Here is a 24,202-nt window from a genome sequence, read left to right as displayed (position 1 = left end):
AATGGCCAATCAACCCGACGAGAAAGAAAGACTTGCAAGGCATATTCAGCAGGCAAAAGGACGGACAACCTTTGATTGGAATCTTACTGACTCAAGATTGACGGGCATTGTAAAGCTGCAAGTCCCTCCCAGTCAGGTTATTCCAATTATATTCGTTCCAGGCATTATGGGGAGTAATCTTTGTGATAGCACTAACGGCAATCCAGTATGGTTACTAGACGGTGAAGGCTTGCCAGTTGAGCTAGCAAAATTCTGGGTAACAAAGCTTGCAGGCGCTCGCCAGAGAATCCTTCACCCCGACAGGACCCGAGTATATAAGTACGGCGCAGTACCTAACGCGCCTGTAGGTGCCCTTAAAGATGAGAGAGATTTCCACGCGCGGGGCTGGGGCGAAGTGGCACAGACCAGCTACCATGAATTCTTGATATGGCTGGAGAACAAGCTGAACGGGGAGGGGTACGATCCCCTGCGGTGGTCTGACTTCTCACCCAACTCCTTCATGAGCGCCACCGAGCGAGCCGAACCTTGGTCGGCACAAAAGCTCCGGCCAGGAGTCGCGATGAAGATGGTTGGCCTGCCCGGAGTGGCAGAGCCAGGTTTTCCAACAGCACCTATTCTTTCAGATGATCTGCTACAACGTTCCAAATGCCGTTTCCCTGTATATGCATTTGGGTATAACTGGCTCGCATCCAACAAGCTCGCGGCTATTGCCCTGAAGGATAGGATTGAAGAAATTATCCGTATTCATAATGGCAGAGATTCGAGTTGTAAGCAGGTTATTCTTGTCACTCACTCGATGGGAGGGTTGGTAGCGCGTGCTTGCTGCAGGTTGCCCGAGATGGAGAAGAAGGTGGTTGGAGTCGTACACGGTGTGATGCCGGCAGTTGGTGCAGCCGTGGCTTATCGGCGTTGCAAGATAGGCATGCGCGACGAAGATCTCGGAGCTGGACTCGTCATAGGCTTGACGGGAACCGGTGTCACCGCCGTTTTTGCGCAAGCGCCTGGTGCTCTGCAGCTCCTTCCTTCTAAGGATTATGGAATAGGGTGGTTGACTCTTCGGAATGAGCAAGGGCAGCAGGTTGCAACTCTGCCACAGTCAGATCCATACGATGAAATCTACCTAAACAAAAAAAATTGGTGGGGATTGGTGCGTGAAGAGTGGCTCTCCCCCCGGGATGGCATCTCGATAAAATGGAACCAGTTTGTCAAAAATATCCAGTTAGCTAAAGATTTTCATGAGAAGCTTGCCGGTTCTTATCACCCAAATACCTATGTATTTTATGGTGCGGGTTCAGCTAACGGTTCGAAGCAATTTAACTCGTTCGGGAAAATCCACTGGCGCATGCGGAAAGGGGTAAAGCCCGCAAAAGGCGACTGCCCAACTGCGCAGGAAACCTTCGAGATGACGCACGGCCAAGTCAGAGAGGATGGAAAGAACCTGATATACGTCGGGGGCGAATCTGTTGTTACGCCAAATGCTGGTATGGGCGGGGTGTATTCAACGATTGAGACAAGTTTCTGGGAACTGACTTGCGAAAAGCACGACACATATGGCGACGGTACTGTTCCCGAAAGCTCTGGCGCTGCACCAAGGCGAGCTTCTGCAAACAGTATCAAGCAGCAGTTTAAGCTTACTGGGTTCGATCACGAGCCAGCATATAAGGATGCTGTCGCCCGACAGGTAACATATTATTCGATTACCAAACTGGCCCGCGAGGCAATTATCGGATGAACTATCTTCTTATTGTGTTTGCGATGGCAGGTTTGTTAAGCGCTTGCCGAGAGAATGAGGATAAAGGTGTGGCAATGAAAAGCGAAGCTTATAATACGGTGCCGTACTGTGCTGGTCGTGTAAGTTTTTTACTACCAGAGGGATGGAGACAGCGCCGCTCTGTGCAAGCGACGTTTGGCTTGGAGGGCGTAGGGGATGATGGTGATGATATCGAAGTGGTGACCGAAGAAGGGTTAAGTCAGAAGAATTTCGAAGAAAAAATTCTAGTTCGTACTGCTGAAATAAGAAAAAGTCAGGATATCGATACAGACGTACTGGAATTGAAGCATATTGTAGGTCCTCAGGAGATCTTGTTTCGAATCAAACGAATTGGTTCTTCATACTCGAGCGAATTACATAAATTGATTGACGGGACATACGTTCGTATGTCGACCGACTCTTTTAACGGGCAATTTGTTGCGGCCGAGCATCGCTTATATGATTTCGCGAAGGCGCTTCGCTCCAACACTGGTCATTCTGCAGAAGGGGGGTTTTGTATCGGTGTAATAAGTGTCTTGCAAAAATATTCCAGTGAGGCCATTAGAGTTGGTTATGAGAGTTCCGAGCACAGCGACGCTCTTCTTTCCCTCGATATCGACACTTTCCGACCGGATGAAGGTGTTTCGCTGTTTCAGCGGGTGACAGGAACGGACTCACTTTTGAATAGATTCGGCGTTACTAGTAGAGTCATTCGAAAACGTGAAACAAAAGTTGCTGGAATGACCGCGCAGGAATGGATGGCTTGGATGCCAGCTGACAAAAGTTCTGACTCAGGACGCTTTCTTTTCGCTGTCGAAAGCCGCCGTACTAAACCTGATCGCCTGAGGCCGTCGATTCATGCTGAGTTGGAGACCGCCAGGCGCTCAACAGATGGCGCACGTCAGCAAAATTCATTATCCGAAAGCGAAGCAGTGATTCTCTGGGATAACTTTGTTGAGTCTTTCGCAACTCGCTAGGAGGCGCGCGAGGCGCGCAGCCAGCTGTGGCGCGGCCGTTCGACGGTGCGCACGCTGCGCGCGGGCACGCGCCTGACGGTCACCGGCACGCCATTGCAATCCCTGGGCGAAGCGGCCAGCTACACGGTGCTGCGCGTGGTGAGCGTAGGCGTGAACAACCTGCCGTCCCGCGCCACCGAAGCGCTGGCGGAGCTGTTCGGCCCCATTCCCGAACTGCTGCACGAAACCGTGCGCGACCTGCCGCCAGACTTCCAACTGACGATCGACCAGGCCCGCAAGAGCGGCTACGGCAACTGCTTCGAGGCGGTCGCCAGCGACGTCGTCTGGCGCCCGGTCCTGCCGGGCAGCGATGGCCGCTCGCACCCGAAACCGACCGCCCGCGGCGCGCAGACCGCGATCGTGATCGGGCCGGACGGCAGCGACACGCCGGCCGGCGCCGATGAGCTGTACTGCGATGCGCTGGGCCGCGTGCGCATCCGCTACCACTGGCAGGACAGCGGCGACGCCACCTGCTGGGTACGCGTGGCGCAGCGATTGGCCGGCGGCGGCATCGGCAGCCAGTTCCTGCCGCGCATCGGGCAGGAAGTGGTCGTGCAGTTCATGGAGAACGACATCGACCGGCCGATCATCGTGGGCGCCGTGTACAACGGGCAGGGCGAAGGAGGCGTTGCACCCACGCCGGGCGGCGAAGCGCCTTCATCGGATAATGCTGCCTCGCTGTTCCAGCCGGCGCACGACCACTCGATCTCCGCGCAGGGCAACCTGACCGGCGGTCATTCGCCCGTGTGGCATGGCGCTTCGGCCGAGAGTGCCGGGCACCGCAATGCCGCGAGCCAGTGGGGCGTGCGCACCAGGGAATTTGGCGGCGCGGGCTACAACCAGCTGCTGTTCGACGACACCGATGCGCAGGGGCGCGTGCAGTTGCGCACCACGTCGGCGGCCACGGAACTGAACCTGGGCCACCTGATTCACGCGGCCGACAACTACCGCGGCTCGCTGCGCGGGCAGGGGGCCGAGTTGCGTACTGATGCTTATGGCGCCGTGCGAGGCGGGGCGGGCTTGCTCGTGTCGAGCTACAAGATTGCGCACGGCGCCGGGGCGCGCGATCCGGCCGGTGACAACTCGGCCGGCATTGCGCTGATGAAGCAGGCGGTCAAGCTGGGCGAGACTTTCAGCCAGGCGGCCGTGACGCATGAAACGGTGGGGCTCGCTGCGCACCTTGGCGCCGCCAAGGCTTCCTCCAGTGTGCTCGACCCGAAGGCCGCGCCGTTGAAGGCCATGCTGGACAGTGTGTCGGGAATGGTGGGTTCTGGCGGTTTCGATGCCGCGCTTTCCGATGCCGCGTCAAAAAACACCAGCCCGGATGACGGCAAATTGCCGCACTCGAGCGATCCGATCATTGCGATTTCCGCGAAGGCGGGGCTGGCCATTACTGCCGGGCAGGCGGTGCAGCTGTCCAATGGCGAGACCGTCAGTCTGATGAGCGGGCAGGATACGCAGTTCATCACTGGCGGGCAGATGCGGGTGCATAGCCAGCAGGCCATTGGCGTGCTGGCTGGTGCCGTGAAGGCTGGCGAGGGCGGGGTCGGGTTGCAGGTGATTGCCGCCAAGGATGCGGTCGAGGTGCAGGCCCAGGCCGATGTGCTGAAGGTGCAGGCGCGGGATGAGGTGAATGTTGTCAGTGCCAATGCGCATGTGGATTGGGCAGCGGCGAAGAGCATCAGTTTGTCGACGGCCGATGGGGCGAATATCACCATTGAGGGTGGGAATATTACTGTGCAGTGTCCGGGGAAGATTGCGATTCATGCAGGGAAGAAGAGTTTTGTTGCGCCGGAGCGCAGTCACTATTATATGCCTCGTCTACCTCGCGATAAACTCAAAGAATGGGATGGTACGTTCCTATTCTCCTGTTAATCTGCTTGGCGCAATGAATGAGAGCTCGGCCAATTTCAAGAATTTACCGTGCGCGTGCAAAATCCGAATTTCTACTAAATGATAGTTACTTATCCTATTCAGATTCCATATACCGCTGGTAAGCACAACCGCGTTTTGCCAGATAACGCCTACGCTTGTAGTGAGGTTGTGAGCGGAACCTACCCGATGGGGCAAAATCGCTTCTGGCATGGAGGAGTCCATATCACGCCTCAGGATCCATCTATTCCTATCAGGGCGATAGCAGATGGAGAGGTGGTGGCATATCGCTACGACGAAGTTGACACCGTCGATGCTTTCTTTGACAAAACGCCGTATTCACGAAGTTTTGTATTGCTCAGACACGAAGCTGAATTCGGTAAAACGACCCTCGGAACCAGCAAGCTACAATTCTATTCTCTGTATATGCACTTACAAGCGTGGAGCAAGGTCAAGGGAAAAAGTGGGGATCGTGAAGTCAATTTCCTCAAAAAGAACGTTCCCCCAAGTCCAAAACTTGATAAGAAGGGACATCCTTTACTAGACAAAAATAAGAAGCCCATTCTGACCAAGGCAGATATCGAAACCACCGCACCAACCGCAGACGGACAGTGTCATGATGGAAGCGGCTACTGCCGTGTTAAGCGAGGTGACATACTTGGATATAGCGGGTTTGTTCCTGATAATTTCACTGCGCCATCGCGTGGAATTCATTTCGAAATCTTCTTCGATGACGTCGATTTTCTCAAAAATTCCTTCAAGACGATCTGGGGTCGCTGCCTGCTCACAAGTGAATTGACTGCTTATGATGAATTGCCGGAGACGATAACGCTTGCTGTCGATCCATCAAAACCGTTGAAGATTAGTAATAATGATGGGGGCGGTGGCTATCAATGTGTCGTAATCGATAAGCGTAAATATTGGGTTGCTGAAGGCCAATTGAGTGCCGTTGCGCCAGAGGTGATTTCTCCAAAGGCTAAGTCAGGCGCAGCGTTTCCCGCTAAACAGTATAGCGCTAAGAGCAGCAGTCTGCAGGCCTATAAAAAAGATCCGAAAAAGAATGAGACTCGATTGGGGGTGGGGACCTCGATAATTCCCTGGGTTGATCCGTGGCTGAAAGTTGAGGAGTTCTTGCAAAAAAGTTTTGGTGGAAAGGAATGGATTCAAATATTTGTTCCAGAAACTAATGACGTTTACTGGGCTGAGAAATCATTGGTCCAGTACAGCAGTGACGCGGACTGGGCTGGGTTCAAACTCCTGGAAGAGCATGGCGCCTACAGCGAAGACGGGTTCGTGGATGACATTGGCATGCAGAATATTCTGAATGCATTCGAGAAAGGCGACGCACGGGAAAGCGGTCGGGCGTCGGTTGATATTGCGGAAAAACTGAGGTTCTTAGTCGTAAAGCATCCAACCGAATGGAGCAAAAGGGATCTCGAGAAGCGATTTGGGCGTGTAAAACAACCAGATTTTGGCGCGCGGAAATTGACGGCTGATCAATTTTTGCGCCTGACGCAGCATATCGAACGTCTTTGTTTTTGGGAGGATGTGAAAGGTTTGCCAGCCTCGCGGCTAGTTTGGCATGTTCATCCAATAAAGTTTATTGAGCATGCTGCTAAGTGCATGTGGTTGTCGAAAAATGAATTTGCCGAAATATATCCTGACCAAAGTGGATCAGGTAGCGAGATAAGCCATGGCACATCGCCTGACGTACGAGAAAAGTACCGAGTAGAAGTAAATAAATGCACTTTTAAATACGGAGTAAATACAAGGCTTCGTCAGGCGCACTTTTTTGGGCAAGGCGCGGTTGAGAGTGGGAGCCTCAATTTGATGCTTGAGGAAGCGAGCGGTGACGCATATGAGAAGAATCTCGGTCTCGGTAATACTCAAGCTGGCGATGGTCGAAAATTTAAAGGACGGGGCTTCAAGCAACTGACCGGACGCTTTAATTATGGTGAATATTGGGCTTTCAAGGGTTGGCTGAAAAAAGGGACTGACTTTGATGTTGGGTGGGAGCTCGACAGTAAGAAGCGGTTCCCTCGAGTCGAAAACCCTGAGAAGTTATTGGAAGATCACTATGCCATTGATGCTGGGTGCTGGTATATCGTCAAATTGCGCAGCAAAACCATAGCTGCTATGGATAAAGATGATGTTGAAAGTGTTACTCGTGCTATCAATGGTGGGGTAAATGCACTCGATGATCGCGTGAAGTTTACAACTCGGATCAAGAAAGTTGTCTTATGAGAACTATTCGGTTCTTGGTCGCTGTGTGGTTTGGACTGGTATCCCAGCATTCAGTTGCACTCGAAAATAAACCTCCTCCCTTAGTCAAGTTCGTTGTAGGGAAAGCCAAAAATATGGGTGTAAATCGCCCTGCGTCGAGTGTATCAGTTGAAACGCTTAAACTTGAAGCCGTGGAGGGCATGCAGCCTAAGATTCTTGATCGGGTCAACGCGCAGCTTAGGGGGAAACAGAGGAGTATTCAGCGAGAAATAAAGCTCTGCGGTTCCTATGCGGAAGGTCGCCCATGGAGTTTTCACATGAGGTTCAACAAAGTTTATGTTTCAGATCATTATATAAGCGTCGTTTTCGAAAGGTCTACTGTTTGCGCTGGCTCTCCAAATATCGAGAAGATTCCTATGGTGTTTTCGAGAGCAAACGGCTCATTAATACCGGCGCCAATTTTAGTAAGGCAGTTTGTGTCAGCTGCCGCCGTTGTTACGCCCGGTCATGAGGGTAAAGTAGAGCTTGATGAAGAATCGATAGGTAAAATGATTGCTGATAGCGAAGCTGAAGGAATCAGCAGTGACGACCGGTGCGATTTTTATCTGAAAAATTCCCCCTATTCCGTTTGGGTTGATGCGAAGAATTTGGTGCTTTCGCCTGAATTCACTCAAACGCACTCTGGTTGTATGAAGGAGTACGTGTTTAAAGAAGGTAAATAAACGAAACTCAATCTCGCGAGATAGCAAGGGCCTGAGAAACGCGCTAGCATTACCGGCACACATGCAAAAAGGTGTGGTGTCAGCGAGATGTTCTATGTTCTCAAGGCCACTTGATCTCTCTCAACACGCTCATCACGCAAGGCGGGCGCGCGAAGGTCAAGGGCGCGGCGCCCATCGACAAGGAGGGCTTTTAGATGGGCGCAGGTCATTTCTGCGCCCCTGAACGCCCTGGCGTTCAACCAGCGTGCCGGGTTCACAGCGATCCGCGAGGAACTGTACCCGCACCCCATCGACCTTATGCTGGCCACATATACCTGGAAGAAGCGGCTGGACCTGTAACAGCACGCAACCGTGCGAGACGCGGGCCCGCGCCGATGCTAGACTTTGCATTTCGAACAAGCAGTTCTATCGGAACCGATGGGCGTCACGCACTGCGGTCCCGGCAATGGAGCGCCCCCCTGATTGGGCCTCCATGGATGGCCGCCAGCAGGCATCCGTCACCGGCCAGCCGCCGCCGCGCCGTGCTGACACACTCTCCCGCAGTGATCGCTGCTCACGCCCGGCGCCATGCGCGCGCGGGCCTCGCGTCCATCGCCGGCAAACGATATCAAGCAAAGCCAAGGAGTCTTATCGAGCATGCGTCTATCCCTCAGCTTCCTGGTCGCCCTCCTGATCGCGCTGGCATCGCCACTCGGTCACGCCGCCTTTTTTGCCAAGCAGGATGCGGCATCCGCCGCCCCGGCCGTGCAACCCGATCCGCTGGGCCGTGAAACGCCCCGTTCCATGGTGTCCGGCCTGATCGAGGCGCTGGCCGCACTCGATTACGACCGCGCCGCCCTGTATTTCGACCTGCCGGCGGCGTCCAGCAACCGGCAGCGCATGAATGCCATCAGCCAGGCGCGCGCCTTCCATGCATTGCTGGACGGCGGCGGCACGATCAAGCCCTTCGCGGCGTTGTCCAACGACGCCACCGGCACCCTGGAAGACGACCTGCCGATGGAGCAGGAAGCGATCGGCGAGATCACGGTCAAGGGGAAACCCGTGCCCATCCTGCTGGTGCGCGGCCAGGATGGCAACCTGCAAGTGTGGCGCGTATCGAAGGAAACGCTGGCCCAGGTGGCGGCGGCGAGCCAGCGCATGCCGGCCGAGCAGCAGGAGCCGTCGAAGAACGAGATCGTCGTCGGTGGTGCGCCGTTGACCGACTGGGGCATCCTGCTGGGGCTGGGCATCCTGATCTTCGGCGGCCTGTGGATGCTGTCGGCGCTCATTGTCGCGGGCATGCGGCGCGTGGTGGCCGATCCTGCCGCGAGCAGTATCTACCGTTCGGTCGAGGCGGGCCTGCCGCCGGTCAGCCTGCTCGTCGCCGTGGGCATCTTCTACAATTGGGCGGACAGCCTGCCGGTCTCCATCGTGGCGCGGCAGACGCTGCTGCGCTATGCCGGCATCGTGGCCGTCATCGCCGTCGTGTGGTTCGGATTGCGGCTGGTCGATGCCATTACCGACGTGGCCACCACGCGCATGCAGCGGGCGGGGCGGCGGCAGATCGTCTCCGTCATCACGCTGGTGCGTCGCACGGTCAAAGTGCTGTTGCTGCTGTTTTCCGGCATCGGCATCCTCGATACGTTCGGCATCGATGTCACCACCGGCATCGCGGCGCTGGGCATCGGCGGTATTGCGCTCGCGCTGGGGGCGCAGAAGACCGTCGAGAATCTGGTCGGCAGCGTCACCGTGATTGCCGACCGGCCGATGCAGGTGGGGGACTTCATCAAGGTGGGCGACGTGATCGGCACCGTGGAGGATGTCGGCATTCGCTCCACGCGCATCCGCACCGGCGAGCGCACGGTCGTCACGATCCCGAATGGCGACCTGTCGGCACGCCAGATCGAGAACTTCGCGGACCGCGACCGCTTCCTGTTCAATCCCGTGATCGCCGTGGCATACGGCACGCCGTCGGCCAAGCTGAAGGAAGCGATCAGCATCGTGCAGCAGGTGCTGGCCGAGGAAAAGCACCTGGCCGAAGGCGCCCGCGCGCGGCTGGGCAATATCAGCGACCGGTCGTTCAATATCGAAGTCTTCGCCTACATCGACGTGAGGGAATTCGACACGCAGGTCGTCATCCGCGAGGCGCTGCTGCTGGCTATCTACGAGCGGCTGGAGGCGGCCGGCATTTCGCTGGCGTTCCCCAGCCAGACCATCGTGTTCACGCACGGTGGCCAGGAGCAAGTGGCCGCGGCGCGGCCGGTGGTGAACCTGAGGAAAGCGGAAGGGCCCCGCTGAGCGGCGGGGCAGGGATCAGGCAGTGAGGCGGACGAACGCTTCGCGCATGGCCATGCCGCCGCCCGTGATCAGCAGGCCGAAATAGCCGATGGTAACGATATTGCTGATATAGCCCAGCAGCACGCACACGCCATCGCGCTGCAGCAGGCCAATCGCCAGGAACAGCAGTGCCACGGCGGGGAAGGTATTGCTGAACGGAATCATCCCGAACGGCATCATCAGGAGCACGGCGCCCAGGATGATCGAGGCATTGTTCATGCGTTCGACCGGGCCTTGCGTCACCAGCCAGCGGATGCGGTTGGGACGGCTCACGCGCTCGATCTTCTGCAGCCACGGCAGCGCCTTGCGCAGCACGGGGCGCAGCTTCTTCGTGCCGATCGTCTTGTGCCGCATCTTCGAAGGAAGCCACAGTTCGCGGCCAAACAGCCGGGAAAGGCCGATCAGCAGGATGGCGGCGCCGAACACGGTGGAAACGCCCGGGATCGACACGGGAATCAGGAAAACCAGCGTCAGCAGGGCGGTCAGCAGCAGGAGGCCATCGTTGCCGACCCGGTGGATCAGTTCGGCGAGCGTGATGCCGGTGGGCGGCAGCGAGCGGACGAGGGAGCGGAGCCGTTGGGAAATCGAATCGCCGTGCATGGAATTCTCTTCAATGGGTTGGTGGAACGGGATCGCCGACTCTCACTGCCGGGATCACTCGACAAATAGTTGCGAATTGTATAGCAAAAGCGGCCATTGGCATGGTTCTGGTGTAAGATTTCGCCCCCGGCCCGGACGGGGCATTGATCCCCAGCAAGCGGCCCCTGCCTTACTAGATACAGTCATGAACAGCGAAGTCAAGACCCTCAAGGACGTGATCGTGCTCGTCCTGCACGCCTGCCGCGCGGCGGCACCGTTTTTCCTCAGCATCGAGGTGTGGCTGATGGTCGCCGTCGCGGCCGCCACCGTCGGCGGCTTCTGGCTGGCCTTCATGGGCGACCTGCGCAGCGTGCTCGCGTTCGTCTTTGCGATCGGCTATCTCGTGGTGCGCCCGGTGCTGCACCTGAAGCGCATCCTCAGCTGGCCTTTCCTCTGAGCGAAGCCGCTAGAATGTCCTTTCAACCATTCAAAGGACAACCATGAGTACCGCACAGGCATTGCAGGATATTCCCTTGAAGCGCATCGACGGCGGCGACGACACGCTCGCCGCCCACCGTGGCAAGGTGCTGCTCATCGTGAACGTGGCATCGAAATGCGGGCTGACGCCGCAATACGCCGGGCTCGAGGCGCTGTACCAGGACAAGCGCGCGCAAGGCCTGGAAGTGCTGGGCTTCCCCGCCAATAACTTCATGGGCCAGGAACCGGGCACGGATGAAGAGATCAGCGCCTTCTGCTCGCTGAACTACGACGTGAAATTCCCGCTGTACTCGAAAATCTCCGTGCTCGGCGACGACCAGCACCCTCTGTACGGCGCGCTCGTGGCCGCCCAGCCGCAGGCGACCGGCGACGGCCCGTTCCGCGAAAAGCTCACGCAATACGGCGTGCATCCGGCCCGCAAGGAAGACGTGCTGTGGAACTTCGAGAAGTTCCTGGTGGGCCGCAACGGCGACGTGGTGGGCCGCTTCGCGCCGGACGTCACCGCCGACGATCCGCGCCTCGTCGCCGCGATCGAGGCCGAGCTGGCCAAGGCGTAGCCCACGATTGCCTGATCGGCTGACACGACCGTCAGCACGATCGGGCAGGGGGCCGTGCGCGGTCCGCCCGCGTGTCGCTGACGGCGATTGCATCCGCGGCAGCTTGGGATAGACTGTAGCAGGCGATACGCCCGGCGCGCGGCGGCACACGGGTTCTGCCGTGGTGTGCGTGCAGCACCTCGCCGCGTACCCACTTTCAATGTCTTCGGGCGGGCGCCCGAGTTTCATCTATCGTCGAAGAAGCCGTCCGGCAGTGCCCAGGCACGCTGCCTGTCCTGCCGCCGGTCGCAGTGCAATACTGTCTTGCGGCTCTGCGCAGGCGATGTAGCACCTGTCCCGGAATGGAACAGTCGCTTGTGGCAGCACGCCTGGCCCACGGCGGAGCAATGGCTGGCATGGAGTTTGCGATGACGTCATGGGCTGCAAGTCCACCATCACAACCACCGAGAAAGAGGAAGACATGAACCTTGCCGACATCAGCAAACTGGGCGTTGCCAACCCCTTCCGCGAACGCTACGACAACTATATCGGCGGCCGGTTCGTGGCCCCGTCCAAGGGCGAGTACTTCGCCAACGTCACGCCCATCACGGGCCAGCCGTTCTGCGAGGTCGCCCGGTCGACGGCCGAGGACGTCGAGCTGGCGCTCGATGCCGCCCACGCCGCCCGCGAAGCCTGGGGCAAGACCTCGCCGGCCGAGCGCGCCAACATCCTGAACCGCATCGCCGACCGCATGGAGCAGAACCTGGAGCTGCTGGCCACCGCCGAGACCATCGACAACGGCAAGCCGATCCGCGAAACGAAGGCGGCCGACATTCCGCTGGCGATCGACCATTTCCGCTACTTCGCCAGCTGCATCCGCACGCAGGAAGGGGCCATTTCCACGATCGACCATGAAACCTATGCCTACCACTTCCACGAGCCGCTGGGCGTCGTCGGCCAGATCATCCCGTGGAACTTCCCGATCCTGATGGCGGTGTGGAAGCTGGCGCCCGCGCTGGCCGCCGGCAATTGCGTGGTGCTCAAACCCGCCGAGCAGACGCCGGCGTCGATCATGGTACTGATCGAGCTGATCGGCGACCTGCTGCCGGCCGGCGTGCTGAACGTCGTCAACGGCTTCGGGCTGGAGGCAGGCAAGCCGCTGGCCTCGTCGAAGCGCATCGCCAAGATCGCGTTTACGGGTGAAACCGGCACCGGCCGGCTGATCATGCAATATGCCGCGCAAAACCTGATTCCGGTGACGCTGGAGCTGGGCGGCAAGTCGCCGAACATCTTCTTTGCCGACGTGATGGACGCCGACGACGAATTCTTCGACAAGTGCCTGGAAGGCTTCGCGATGTTCGCGCTGAACCAGGGCGAGGTGTGCACCTGCCCGTCGCGCGTGCTGGTGCAGGAATCGATCTACGAGCGCTTCATCGAGCGCGCGCTGGAACGCGTGGCGAAGATCAAGGCCGGCAACCCGCTGGACGCGAACACGATGATCGGCGCCCAGGCCTCGCAGGAACAGCTGGAAAAGATCCTGTCCTACCTCGACATCGGGCGGCAGGAAGGCGCCGAGGTGCTGGCCGGCGGCGAGCGGCTCACGCACGAAGGCGACCTGAAGGGCGGCTACTATGTGCGGCCCACTGTGTTCAAGGGCGACAACCGCATGCGCATCTTCCAGGAAGAGATCTTCGGCCCCGTCGTTTCCGTGACCACCTTCAAGGATGAAGAGGACGCGCTGCGCATCGCCAACGACACGCTGTACGGCCTGGGCGCCGGCCTGTGGACGCGCGACGGGGCGCGCGCCTTCCGCGTGGGCCGGGCGATCCAGGCGGGCCGCGTGTGGACCAACTGCTATCACCTGTACCCGGCGCACGCCGCGTTCGGCGGCTACAAGCAGTCGGGCATCGGCCGGGAAAACCACAAGATGATGCTCGACCATTACCAGCAGACGAAGAACCTGCTGGTGAGCTACAGCCCGAAGGCGCTGGGCTTCTTCTGATGGGCGACGCGGCGATCCCCCGCGTGACCGCCACCCCCGCCGCGCTGGCCTTCATCGGCGAGCTGCGGCGGCGGCACGGCCCGCTGATGTTCTTCCAGTCCGGCGGCTGCTGCGACGGCAGCGCGCCCATGTGCTACCCGGCCGGCGAATTCAACATCAGCGACACGGACGTGCACCTGGGCGACCTGGACGGCGCGCCGTTCTACATGGGGCGCGAGCAGTTCGAATACTGGGAGCACACGCAGCTCATCATCGACGTGGTCCAGGGGAATGGCGGCATGTTCTCGCTCGACAATGGCACGGGGCGGCGGTTCCTCGTGCGCTCGCGGCTGTTCACGGACGAGGAGTGCGAGCGGTTGCGCGAGGAACGACGCTGAGTGGGCGGGCACCGGCGCGTGCCCTACAATACGGCATGCCCGCCATCGATCCACACGAAGTCGAGTTCACCGCCATCCGCGCCCAGGGCCCGGGCGGCCAGATCGTCAACAAGGTTTCCTGCGCCGTGCACGCGCGCTTCGACATTGCCGCATCGTCGCTGCCGCAGCACGTGAAGGAGCGCCTGCTGGCGCTGCGCGATGCGCGCGTCACGCGCGAAGGGGTGCTGGTGCTGAAGGCGCAGGGCTCGCGCAGCCTCGAACAGAACAAGGAAGATGCGCTGCGGCGCCTGCAGGAACTGGTCGACCAGGCGGCGTTCGTGCCGGTCGTGCGCCGGCCCACGCGGCCGACGAGGGGTTCGCAGGTGCGGCGCGTCGATGCCAAAGTGCGCAGCGGGAAGATCAAGGCATTGCGGGGCAAGGTCACCGAATAGGAGGCAACATGCCGGACCATCGCATCTACGGGACGCCGTTTGCGAAGGTGTACCCGATGTACGTGCAAAAAGCCGAGCGCAAGCAGCGCACGAAGGAAGACGTGGACCGCATCATCTGCTGGCTGACCGGTTATACCCCGGCCGGCCTGGCCGAACAGCTGGCCGCGGGGACCGATATGGAGGCATTCTTCGCCCAGGCGCCCGCCATGCATCCGAACAGCGCCCTGATCACGGGCGTGGTATGCGGCGTGCGGGTGGAAGAGGTGGAAGACCCGCGCATGCGCAATATCCGCCGGCTGGACAAGCTCATCGATGAGCTGGCCAAGGGAAAGGCGCTGGACAAGATCCTGCGCCCCGGCCCCTGAGCGCCAGCGGGCCGGGCCTGCGGCGCTTCAGCAGGCCGTCGGCTTCACGCGCTCCACTTCCAGCCCGAACAGCGGCCGGATGCGCGTGCCCACCACGTTGCCGGCGAAGGCCATCACCAGCCACAGCCAGCCATGCAGGCTGCCGGAGACGATGCCGCTGAAGTAGGCGCCGATATTGCAGCCGTAGGCCAGCCGGGCGCCGTAGCCCAGCAGCAGGCCGCCGGCGACGGCGGCGATCAGCGAGCGCTTCGGGATCTTCCAGACGGGCGCATAGCGACCTGCCAGCGCGGCAGCCAGCATCGCGCCCAGCACGATGCCGATATCCATCACTGAAGTGATGTCTTCCCACACCGGCGCGGCGAGGGCGGCGGCGTTCTTGCCGGTCGACCAGTAGGTCCAGCTGCCGACGTCGATGCCCAACAGCGCGGCACCCTTCGCACCCCACAGCGCAAAGGCGGAGGTTACGCCCCACGGGCGGCCCGACAGCGCCAGCGTGGCGAAGTTCAGTACTACCAGCGCGATGGCGCCGGCTACCAGGGGCCAGGGCCCGTGCAGCCACGGCGACGCGTGCTTCGGCTGCGTGTGCGCGGCGACGAGGCGGCCGTGGCGCCGTTTCTCGACGACGACGGTAATCGCCGCGATGGCCGCGAAAACGAGCCAGTTGAGCGCCAGCGCCGGCGCGAGGCCCAGTGCCTTCACGGCGGAGATGGGTTCGAGTTGCGGCAGCGACGTCCAGAACGGCATGTGGGCGGTGCCGATCACGGAACCGACGATGAAGAACAGCAGCGTGACGATCATGCGCGTACTGCCGCCGCCCACCGTGTACAGCGTGCCGGAGGCGCAACCGCCGCCCAGCTGCATGCCGATGCCGAAGATGAAGGCGCCGACGATGACGGACGTGCCCGCCGGCGACACGAGGCCCGTGACCGGGTTGCCGAACAGCGTGCCGCTCGATAAGGCGGGGAAGAACAGCGCCACGCCGATGGCGAGCATCAGCATCTGCGCGCGCAGGCCGGCGCCGCGGCCGTCGGCGATGAACACGCGCCACGCCGACGTGAAGCCGAAGGCCGCGTGATACAGCGACACGCCGAGCAGCGCGCCGACAACGTACAGGGCAGCCTGCCGTGGGCCCACGACCTGGCCGAGGAACAAGGCGCCGAGGGCGATCAGGAGAAGGGCCGCGCCCAGCGGTTTCGGATTGACGGCGGACGGGCGCGGGAAGTTTGCGGTAGCTGAAACAGACATGGGAAAACCAGGAAGAAAATGCGTAAGCCGTTATTTTCCCTCGTTTTTTTGTTCCTTGCAGGCGGCCGTCCAAAACTGGCCGGGTGGACAATGGTCAAGAAAACCACGTTGGCGCCACCGGTTACCTCCGGCCGCTCGATCCGGCCGGTGGCCCGAACCAGGCCTCAAGACTGGCGCGCCGCGCAATGCCGGCAGCAGATGCGGTTGCGCACGTGGGCGCCCAGCAGCAGCAGCGCGCCCGCCACGCTCACCACCGCTTCCGCGCCATGGCCATAGCGGGGCTCGACGATGAACATGGCGACCGCCAGGCAGGCCAGGCCCGCGCCGCCCAGCAGCGGCACGGTGCCGCGGCGGTGCACCAGGTAGCCCGGCCCGAGGGACAGCAGGGCGGCCACCAGCGCCACGCCGATCAGCACTTCGTGCAGATGGTCGTCCTCGGCCCAGCTCATGGCCGGCAGGACAGCCAGCAGCACCGGCATGGCCAGGCAATGGATCATGCACAGGGCGGAGGCGAAGATGCCGGTGGCGTCGGCCGCGCTGGAGAGCTTGTTCATGGGGATTCCTTTCAACGGTCAGAAAAAGTAGCGCAGCGAGCCCTCGACCTGGGTGCGCGGCACCGTCGAGACCAGCAGGCCGGTCGTCGTGCCGTAGGCGATGTCGCTGGCGAATTCGTGGGGCTGCACGACCACGCCCAGCGACGCCTGCAGTGCCCCCAGGTCATAGCTCGATTTCAGGCTGTAGCGCACATAGGTCGGCATGTCGCGCCGCACCGCGGGCGTGCCCATGTAGTAAGGATTGCGGGCGCTCACATATACGTCGCCGCTCAGCATGAGCTTGTCGCGCCGGTACAGCGCCCCGGCCTTCCACGTGTGCGCCGGTACCGACAGCAGGGCACCGGCGCCGGGCGCCGGATTGTCCAGCTGCGCGCGCAGGATGCGGCCGTAGCTCAGCCAGGCGGCGAGGCGGCGGCCGGCCTGGTACTGCACGTCGAATTCGTATCCCTTGCGCGTGGTACGGCCCGAGGGCAAGAACACGTCCGGCGCGGTGTTGACGATCTCGTCGTCATTCTTGATGGTGTAGGCAGCGGCGGCGACGCTCCAGCCGGCGGCCGGCCGCGCATTGATTCCCACGTCGTGCGAACGCACCTTGCTGGGATCGATGGCGGTGTTGCTGCGCCCGCCCGGGGCGCCCAGCGGCCCGAGGCTGCCGCTGGCGCTGATCTGCTCCGCGGCGGGCGAGCGGAAGCCCTGGGCCACGTTGGCGAACAGTTCCAGCTGGGGCAACGGGGTCCAGATCGCGCCGGCCTTCGGCGTGAACGCCGATCCCCGGTAGCCGGTCGAGGCGGCCGGCAGCTTGCGGTTGGCCAGGTCGTAGTCGAAACGGTCGTAGCGTGCACCCGCATGCAGCTTCAGCGCCGGCGCGACGCGCACCTGGGCCTGCGCGAAGGCGCCCCAGGTCAGCAAGTCGAGATCCTGGTTGTTGACGTAATTGGGGGTGGGCCGGTGGAACTGGTACTGGCGGCGCAGCGCAACGCCCTTGTCGGCCCGCGTGTCGACGCCGGCCGTCAGCACCGCCGTCTCGCCGAACGCCCAGGTGTTCCCCAGCCGGCCGCCGCGGATCGTGCGGTCGTCGTAGCCGAAGGTGTGCTGCGTGGCGCTTGTCGCGATGGCGCGGCTGCGTTCGAAATCCTCGACATAGGCGGTGGCGAACCAGCCGGCGGTACCCGTGGGCTGGCGGTTGAACACCAGCGTGGTGCGGCGCGCGTCGCCGAAGCCGGGCAGGCCGAATTGCGTGGCATGGGGATCGAGACCCGCTTCGAGAGCCGGCAGCGGCAGGTAGCCGGCGCCCGCGTAATCGGCCCGGTACCAGCTGGCGCGCAGGCTGTAGATGCCGTCGCCGATCGTGGTGGAGAGCTTCCAGAACAGGTTCTTGCGGTCGGTGCGGGCGCCGTGCCGGAAGCCGTCGCTGCGGTAGCGGTCCGCGACCAGCAGCGAGCGCACGGCCCCGTGTTCGCCGGAAAGCGTGAGCGAAGCGCGGCGCCCGCCATGGCTGGCGAGCGTGAGCGCGGCGCTGGAGGGCGTGCCGGCGCCACCCTCGCGGGTGGCGATGTCGACCGATCCCGCGCGGTTCTGGTCGCCGTACAGGGCCGATACCGGGCCCTTGATCACCTCGATGGTGGCGATCATGTCGGCCGTCATCCATTCCAGGAAGGCGGGACCGTGGCCGGCGCCGCCCTGGCTCGACGGGATATTCTGCGGCACGCCGTCGATGCTGATGGCGGTATCGGCGCCGTGCGTGCCCTGGGTGGCGAAGCCGCGCATGCGAAAGCCGTTGCCCGTGTCGCCCTGGTCGATATTGTTCGCCACCACGCCGGGAATACGCTGGAACACGTTGGAGATGTCCCGCCCCACGACGAGGGTGGCGATGTCGTCGGCCGTCACCGCGGTGACGGTGCCAGGCAAGCCGCGCGCGGCGACGCCTGGTACGGTGCGGCTTTCCTCGTCCCGGCTGGCGCGGATTTCAACGACCTGGGTCGGCGCGGGTTCCACGGGTTCTTCCGCGGCGAGCGCGGCGCCGTGCAGCGCGCCGGCAGCCAGCACGGCGCGCGAAAGGGGACGCGAAAGGGGACGCAAAAGAGGGCGGAAAGGGAAGGATGCCGGCAAGCGCAGGCGGGACGGGGGACGCAAGATGGTGCTCCGGGGGATGGCGGGAAAGGCTCGTACTATACGATATTGAGAATGCATTATCAATATCTGCGTGAGCGATGCCGCTGCGGCACACCCGGAAAGGCGAGCGGCGGCACCAGGCCGCCGCTCGATGTTGCACCTGCCGCCGCGTCAGATCGGCGCGAGCCGCCCCGCGTTCAGCATCGCCAGCAGCACGATGCCCAGCAGGATCCGGTAGATCACGAACGGCCAGAAGCCCCGGTTGCTGACGATCTTGAGGAAGCCCACGATGACGCCATAGCCGACGAAGAACGCGACCACCGTGGCCAGCGCCGTGGGGCCCGGCGCGACGGGGCCCGCCACGCCGAAGCTTTTATAGAGCTGGTAGCCGCCCGAGGCCATCACGGCGGGAATCGCCAGCAGGAATGAGTAGCGCGCCGCCGCCTCGCGGGTATAGCCCAGCAGCAAGCCCATCGTGATCGTGCCGCCCGAGCGGGAGACGCCGGGGATCAGCGCCATCGCCTGGGCAAAGCCGAACAGGATGCCGTCACGCCAGGTCATCTGCGCCAGCGTCGTGCGCTGCTTCGCCGTGCGGTCGGCGAAGCCCAGCAGCACGCCGAAGGCGATCAGCATCGTCGCCGTCAGGTACAGGTTGCGCAGGTAGGTTTCGATGGCGTCCTGCAGCAGCAGGCCCAGTATGCCGATGGGCAGCGAGCCGACGATGATCAGCCAGCCCAGTCGCACGTCCGGATCCTTGCGCACGGCACGGTCGCCCAGGCCGCGCAGCCAGGCGGTGGCGATGCGGGCGATGTCCTTGCGGAAGAAGATGAGCACGGCCAGTTCGGTGCCGATCTGGGTGATGGCCGTGAACGCGGCCCCCGGATCGAGGCCGGAAGGGAGGAACGGGCCGATGATGCGCAGGTGCGCGCTCGAGGAAATCGGGAGGAATTCGGTCAAGCCCTGTACCAGTCCCAGCAGTGCAGCTTCCAGCCATCCGATCGATGTTACGGTCATGCGTTTCTATCCTGTCATGTCAGAAAGTCATCATGATAAACAGTAAAGCCTTCAGTGCGGCAAATATCACACCTGAAACGAGCACGGCCGAGGCGGCAGCCGTCGCCAGACCGGCCACGATCCACACGCCGTCGCGCTCCAGGATGCCGAGCGCCAGCATGCTGATCGCCAGCGCGGGCAGCATATTTCCCAGCGGGATGGGTAGCAGCACGACAATGGCGAGCAGCAGGCAGACGAGGCCCACCACGTATTCCATGGGCGGCAGTGCCCAGGCGCTGCCGCGCGGGCGCAGCATGCGCTCCGCTTTCCGCAACCACGGCACGATCTTGCCGATCAGCGACTGGAAGTCGCCGCGCGCCATCGACCGGCTGGCGATGAAGGCGGGCAGCCACGGCTTGCGGGCGAAGGCCAGCTGGGCGGCCAGGATCACCAGCGGCGCACCCAGGATTGCCGATGTGCCGGGCAGCGTCGGCAGCACATTGGGGCAGGCAAACACGAAGATCAGGGCCGCCAGCGCGCGGTCCGCCAGCGCCGTCAGCAGGTCGCCGATCGAGATGCGCTCGCGCCCGTCGTCGTCGGCCAGCCCCTGCAGGATCTCGGACAGGGCAGGGCCGCTCCCGTGCTTCGTCATGGCGCCACCTCCTCCGGCTGCACGGGCACGATGCGGCTGATCGCCACGCGCGCGATGCGCCGTTCTTCGACGGCCGCCACCTCGAAGCGCAGGCCATCCTTCTCGATGGCCTGGCCCACGTCCGGGAAGCGCTCGAAGCGCGCCAGCAGGAAGCCGGCCAGCGACGTGTAATCGGTCTCGTCGCTGACCAGGCCATCCGTTTCCAGCACCTGTTCGAGCAGGTGCAGGTCCGCCGTGCCATCGACTTCCCACGCACCGGCGCCCAGGGGGCGGATGGCCGGCTGTTCATCCTCGTCCGGGAATTCGCCGGCGATCGCTTCCAGGATGTCCACTGGCGTCAGCAAGCCCTGCACCACGCCGTATTCGTCCGTCACGAGCACCAGCTGGCCGTGCGAGCGCTTCAGCGTCTCGATCGCCTTCAGTACGCCGGCCGTATCGGGCAGCACGATGGGCTTGCGGATCGGGCCAGCCGGGGATTCGTCGATGCGCCGGCGCACCAGCAGGCCGGCGATCAGGTCCTTGGTGCGGGCGATGCCGATCACGCCGTCGAGCTGGCCCCGGCAGACGGGCAGCAGGCCGTGGGGCGTGTCCTGCAACTGGGCCAGGATCGTCTCGGCCGGATCGTCCAGATTCACCCACGACACTTCCCCGCGCGGCGTCATGATCGAGCGCACCGAGCGGTCGGCCAGGGTCAGCACGCCGCTCACCATATTGCGCTCCTCGACGGCGAAGGCCTGCTGTTCCGGCGTCGGCGGCTCCGTCGCATTGGCCGTGGCGTCCAGGCGCCTGCGGCCGCCCATCAGGCGCAGCACCGTCGCGGCGGTGCGGTCGCGCAGCGGCACGCGCGCCTCGTTCTTCAGGAAGTTGCGGCGCGCGAACTGGTTCAGTGTCTCGATCAGGATCGAGAAGCCGATCGCGGCGTACAGGTAACCCTTCGGGATGTGGAAGCCCAGCCCTTCGGCCACCAGCGACAGGCCGATCATCAGCAGGAACGACAGGCACAGTACCACCACCGTGGGGTGCGCGTTCACGAAGCGCGTGAGCGGCTTCGAGGCCAGGATCATCACGCCGATCGAGATGATCACGGCGGCCATCATCACGCCCAGTTCATCGACCATGCCCACGGCGGTGATCACGGCGTCGAGCGAGAACACGGCGTCCAGCACCACGATCTGCGCCACCACGGCGGCGAAGCCGGCATACACCTTCGACTCGTTGTGCGTGTGCGCCACGCCCTCGAGCCGTTCATGCAGCTCGATCGTGGCCTTGAACAGCAGGAAGATGCCGCCGCCGAGCAGGATCAGGTCGCGGCCGGAGAACGACAGCGGTCCGACGGCGAACAGCGGCGTGGTGAGCGTGACGAGCCAGGAAACGATGGTCAGCAGGCCAAGGCGCATCAGCATCGCCAGGGACAGGCCGATCAGCCGCGCCTTGTCGCGCTGGTGCGGCGGCAGCTTGTCGGCCAGGATCGCGATGAAGATCAGGTTGTCGATACCCAGCACGATTTCCAGGACGACGAGCGTGAGCAATCCTGCCCAGATTGCCGGGTCGAATAGCCATTCCATATACGTAAAACCTCTTTGAACAACGGGAAAATGACGCGCGCCGGCAGTGCCGGGCGAGCGAAGACAGCGCGCCGGCCGACCGGCGTGGGGAATCAGGCGGCGGGCGGCGGCTTGATGGGCGGCAGGGGATCGAGCCCGCGCCAATCGGGCAGGGCGGAAGAAATCGATGTGTCGGGCGGAACGGCGCGCAGCAGCCGGGGCGGCGCGCTCACCGTGTCGTGGAAATCCATGCCGGCGGGCGGTTCGTCCGGATCGAGGTCGAAATCCGCATCGATAACGACGGCGTCGGCCAGCGCAACGAGATGTTCAGGCGCTTGTGCGGGCACGCCGCCTTGCATCGACGAGACGGACATCGACAGTGCGTACACATTCAGGGGGAACAGCAGGGCAAGGAAGATGACGAATAATCGTCTCATAGACATAACGTTACAGGTAACGGGACGAGTGTACCACGCATTGCGGCGCTCGGCCGTCCTGCACTAGCCCTTCGCCGGCTTCACGGGCGCCACGAACGCCAGCGCTTCCTCGAACGATTGCAGCACCATGTCCACGTGCTCGGCCACGACGGCCGGCGCCACCGGCGCGTCCTCGCGCGGGCGGATCGTCACGAGCGGCACCTCCGGCAGGTTTTCGCGCAGCGCGGCAACCCCTTCGCGCCATTCCTCGAACGCGGTGTCGATCGGATAGACCACGAACACGGTGGAGACGATGTGTTCCGCCTCCGGCCGCTCTTCGTCGTCGCCGTCGTTCAGCACGATGCTGCGCGCATCGATGCCGGCTTCGCGCAGCGCCAGCACCAGCAGCTCGCTGCGGAATTCCTCGCGCGTGCCGGGAAAGCCGACGCTGAGCACCACCGAGCGGGCCGGCACGTCCAGCGAGCCCTGCCAGCGCCCCAGCCGTTCCTCGCGCTGGTGGCGCAGGTGGGCGCCGATCCCTTCGTTGAGCATCGAAACATTCAGGCGCCGCGCGCGGCCGCCGTGGCCCCCGGCGGCCAGCGCGTCGGCCACCACGGCGAGGGTGCCGCGCATGCGCTCGTCCTGGGACTTGTCCATCACGCCATTGCGCCGGTCGGCCAACGCCAGCGCCAGCCCGGGCAGCAGTACCTGGTCGCAGTAGCGCGCCAGGGTGGACTTGCGCAGGAAGACGCGGGCATCCTGGATGATGGCCGCGGCGTCGCCGCTCAGCGCGCGGTGGTAGAAGCGCTGCGCCGTACTGGCGTTCGGCATCTCGGCCAGCAGGATGCTTACCGGTTCCAGGCCCTTGATGTAGCGGCCGGCCACCACGAGGCACAACGTCAGCGGCGTGGACAGCAGCAGGCCGACCGGGCCCCACACGGCGCTCCAGAACAGTGCCGAGACGATCACCGCCAGCGGCGACATGCCCGAGCTGTGGCCATACACGCGCGGTTCGATCACGTTCGCCAGCACCAGTTCCAGCGTGACGAACAGCAGCACGGCCAGCAGGGCGAGCGACCAGCCCGGATCGACCGCGGCGGCGAACAACGCGATCGCGCCGCCGGCGATCAGGGCGCCGATGTAGGGCACGAAGCGCAGCACACCGCACAGCGCCCCCCACAGCACGGCATGGGGAATCCCCAGCAGCCACAGGATCGCCCCCATGACCACGCCGAACACGATGTTGACGATGAACTGGGAAAAGAAGAAGCGCGACACACCCTGGGCCGCGTCCTCCAGGCCCTTCAGCGTGCGGCTCACCTCGCGCTGGCCGGCAAGCCGGATCAGCCGGTCGCGCAGGTTTTCCTGGTCCAGCAGGATGAACACGAGCAGCACCAGCACGAGACCGCCGGCACCCAGCGGGCCGGAGACGAGGGCCACGGCCCGGGTCAGCGAATCCTGCGTCGACGTCGGTTCCTGGATCACCACCGGCACCGGCTGCGATGCGCCGCGGCGCCCGCGCAGCGAGGTGCCGGTGGCGGGCGCGGGCGGCACGCCTTCCAGCAGCTCGGTGGGCAGGCGCGACAGCGGCCGCTCGGTGAGCACCTGCACTTCCTTCAGCTTGGCGCGGATCTCGGCGCGGTACTGCGGCAGGTCGGCCGTGAGCGCGTACAGCTGCGCCACCAGCACCACGGCCGCGCCGGCGAGCGCCGATATCGCCAGGCCGAGCGCGACGAAGGTGGCCACCGTGCGCGACACGCCCAGCCGGCCGATGGCGCGGATCAGCGGCGCCAGCGCCAGGCTGAGCACCAGTGCCAGGGTGATTGGTTGCAACACCTCGCGGCCGAAGTGGAGCAGGGCGATGACGCAGGTGGCCGTGATGATGAAGTTGGACGGGCGTTTCGGGAACATGTTCGATAGTTCGACGGTTGGAACGGCTTGCAACGCACGAGTTGCACAACGGGATCATAGTGCACTTTCGCGCCGGCAAGCGCAGCAC

20 protein-coding genes and 1 pseudogene are annotated in these 24,202 nt (G+C 62.7%); 12 read left to right on the top strand and 9 right to left on the bottom strand.

The genetic code is table 11. The annotated features are described in order from the left end of the window. The first annotated feature begins 1 nt into the window (after position 1). The 6 genes and pseudogenes from V6Z91_RS28465 to V6Z91_RS28440 all read left to right on the top strand — a co-directional run bounded on the left by V6Z91_RS28465 (position 2) and on the right by V6Z91_RS28440 (position 9,860). Positions 2 to 1,732 (top strand): hypothetical protein, encoded by a 1,731-nt coding sequence (locus V6Z91_RS28465; RefSeq protein ID WP_338764301.1) that lies wholly within the window; start codon positions 2 to 4, stop codon positions 1,730 to 1,732. Continuing rightward, positions 1,729 to 2,727, top strand: a complete 999-nt coding sequence (locus V6Z91_RS28460) for a T6SS immunity protein Tli4 family protein (protein WP_338764299.1) — start codon at positions 1,729 to 1,731, stop codon at positions 2,725 to 2,727. Before V6Z91_RS28465 ends, V6Z91_RS28460 begins: the two co-directional genes overlap by 4 nt. Then, positions 2,728 to 4,641: pseudogene (locus tag V6Z91_RS28455) on the top strand (DUF2345 domain-containing protein); the annotation flags it as partial. A 78-nt stretch (positions 4,642 to 4,719) separates the two neighbouring features. Then, complete coding sequence (locus tag V6Z91_RS28450; protein WP_338764297.1) at positions 4,720 to 6,882, top strand: hypothetical protein; 2,163 nt, start codon at positions 4,720 to 4,722, stop codon at positions 6,880 to 6,882. After that, complete coding sequence (locus V6Z91_RS28445) at positions 6,879 to 7,583, top strand: hypothetical protein (protein ID WP_338764295.1); 705 nt, start codon at positions 6,879 to 6,881, stop codon at positions 7,581 to 7,583. Before V6Z91_RS28450 ends, V6Z91_RS28445 begins: the two co-directional genes overlap by 4 nt. Before the next feature lie 636 nt (positions 7,584 to 8,219). Continuing rightward, positions 8,220 to 9,860, top strand: a complete 1,641-nt coding sequence (locus V6Z91_RS28440) for a mechanosensitive ion channel family protein (RefSeq protein ID WP_338764292.1) — start codon at positions 8,220 to 8,222, stop codon at positions 9,858 to 9,860. 15 nt (positions 9,861 to 9,875) lie between these two features. On the opposite strand, the gene V6Z91_RS28435 is transcribed toward V6Z91_RS28440, so the two are convergent. After that, on the bottom strand, positions 9,876 to 10,499 hold the full coding sequence (locus tag V6Z91_RS28435; RefSeq protein ID WP_338764289.1) for an exopolysaccharide biosynthesis protein: 624 nt from the start codon (positions 10,497 to 10,499) through the stop codon (positions 9,876 to 9,878). Positions 10,500 to 10,683: 184 nt separating this feature from the next. Between V6Z91_RS28435 and V6Z91_RS28430 the strand changes: the two genes are divergently transcribed. From V6Z91_RS28430 to V6Z91_RS28405, 6 genes are all read left to right on the top strand, one after another. After that, a complete protein-coding gene (locus V6Z91_RS28430) occupies positions 10,684 to 10,935 on the top strand; it encodes a hypothetical protein (RefSeq protein WP_338764288.1) in 252 nt (83 codons plus the stop codon). Between the two features lie 43 nt (positions 10,936 to 10,978). Next, positions 10,979 to 11,533, top strand: coding sequence for a glutathione peroxidase (locus V6Z91_RS28425; protein WP_338764286.1), 555 nt, complete (start codon positions 10,979 to 10,981; stop codon positions 11,531 to 11,533). A gap of 460 nt (positions 11,534 to 11,993) precedes the next feature. Then, positions 11,994 to 13,514: an aldehyde dehydrogenase gene (gene adh, locus V6Z91_RS28420; RefSeq protein WP_338764283.1), complete on the top strand. Its 1,521-nt coding sequence runs from the start codon at positions 11,994 to 11,996 to the stop codon at positions 13,512 to 13,514. Next, positions 13,514 to 13,891, top strand: a complete 378-nt coding sequence (locus V6Z91_RS28415; RefSeq protein WP_338764280.1) for a DUF779 domain-containing protein — start codon at positions 13,514 to 13,516, stop codon at positions 13,889 to 13,891. The genes adh and V6Z91_RS28415 overlap by 1 nt, the downstream gene beginning before the upstream one ends. A 35-nt stretch (positions 13,892 to 13,926) precedes the next feature. Beyond that, complete coding sequence (arfB, locus tag V6Z91_RS28410; RefSeq protein ID WP_338764277.1) at positions 13,927 to 14,322, top strand: alternative ribosome rescue aminoacyl-tRNA hydrolase ArfB; 396 nt, start codon at positions 13,927 to 13,929, stop codon at positions 14,320 to 14,322. An 8-nt stretch (positions 14,323 to 14,330) separates the two neighbouring features. Then, the gene (locus V6Z91_RS28405) at positions 14,331 to 14,687 is read left to right on the top strand and encodes a DUF2200 domain-containing protein (protein ID WP_338764275.1); all 357 of its coding nucleotides are present in this window, start codon (positions 14,331 to 14,333) and stop codon (positions 14,685 to 14,687) included. Between the two features lie 27 nt (positions 14,688 to 14,714). Here the strand turns inward: V6Z91_RS28405 and V6Z91_RS28400 are convergent, their stop codons facing one another. The 8 genes from V6Z91_RS28400 to V6Z91_RS28365 form a co-directional block, all read right to left on the bottom strand. Further along, entirely contained in the window at positions 14,715 to 15,932 is a 1,218-nt protein-coding gene (locus V6Z91_RS28400) for a YeeE/YedE family protein (protein WP_338764273.1), read from the bottom strand. Positions 15,933 to 16,096: 164 nt separating this feature from the next. After that, positions 16,097 to 16,486, bottom strand: a complete 390-nt coding sequence (locus V6Z91_RS28395; RefSeq protein ID WP_338764271.1) for a MerC domain-containing protein — start codon at positions 16,484 to 16,486, stop codon at positions 16,097 to 16,099. Positions 16,487 to 16,504: 18 nt separating this feature from the next. After that, positions 16,505 to 18,532 carry a TonB-dependent receptor gene (locus tag V6Z91_RS28390; protein ID WP_338764269.1) on the bottom strand — a complete coding sequence of 676 codons (2,028 nt, stop codon included), beginning with the start codon at positions 18,530 to 18,532 and terminating at the stop codon, positions 16,505 to 16,507. Between the two features lie 237 nt (positions 18,533 to 18,769). Next, positions 18,770 to 19,612 carry an undecaprenyl-diphosphate phosphatase gene (locus tag V6Z91_RS28385; protein ID WP_338764266.1) on the bottom strand — a complete coding sequence of 281 codons (843 nt, stop codon included), beginning with the start codon at positions 19,610 to 19,612 and terminating at the stop codon, positions 18,770 to 18,772. A 19-nt stretch (positions 19,613 to 19,631) separates the two neighbouring features. Then, positions 19,632 to 20,243: an exopolysaccharide biosynthesis protein gene (locus tag V6Z91_RS28380; protein ID WP_338764264.1), complete on the bottom strand. Its 612-nt coding sequence runs from the start codon at positions 20,241 to 20,243 to the stop codon at positions 19,632 to 19,634. After that, positions 20,240 to 21,808 carry a TerC family protein gene (locus V6Z91_RS28375; RefSeq protein ID WP_338764262.1) on the bottom strand — a complete coding sequence of 523 codons (1,569 nt, stop codon included), beginning with the start codon at positions 21,806 to 21,808 and terminating at the stop codon, positions 20,240 to 20,242. The genes V6Z91_RS28380 and V6Z91_RS28375 overlap by 4 nt, the downstream gene beginning before the upstream one ends. A 92-nt stretch (positions 21,809 to 21,900) precedes the next feature. Continuing rightward, entirely contained in the window at positions 21,901 to 22,224 is a 324-nt protein-coding gene (locus V6Z91_RS28370) for a hypothetical protein (protein ID WP_338764259.1), read from the bottom strand. 63 nt (positions 22,225 to 22,287) lie between these two features. Further along, positions 22,288 to 24,114 (bottom strand): AI-2E family transporter, encoded by a 1,827-nt coding sequence (locus tag V6Z91_RS28365; protein ID WP_338764256.1) that lies wholly within the window; start codon positions 24,112 to 24,114, stop codon positions 22,288 to 22,290. Between the last annotated feature and the right edge of the window lie 88 nt (positions 24,115 to 24,202).

Origin of the sequence: Massilia sp. METH4, from assembly GCF_037094685.1 — a bacterium.
Lineage (GTDB): Bacteria > Pseudomonadota > Gammaproteobacteria > Burkholderiales > Burkholderiaceae_D > Rugamonas.
The sequence above is the reverse complement of the archived record's forward strand: the minus strand, read 5'-3'. Positions and strand labels throughout refer to the sequence as shown.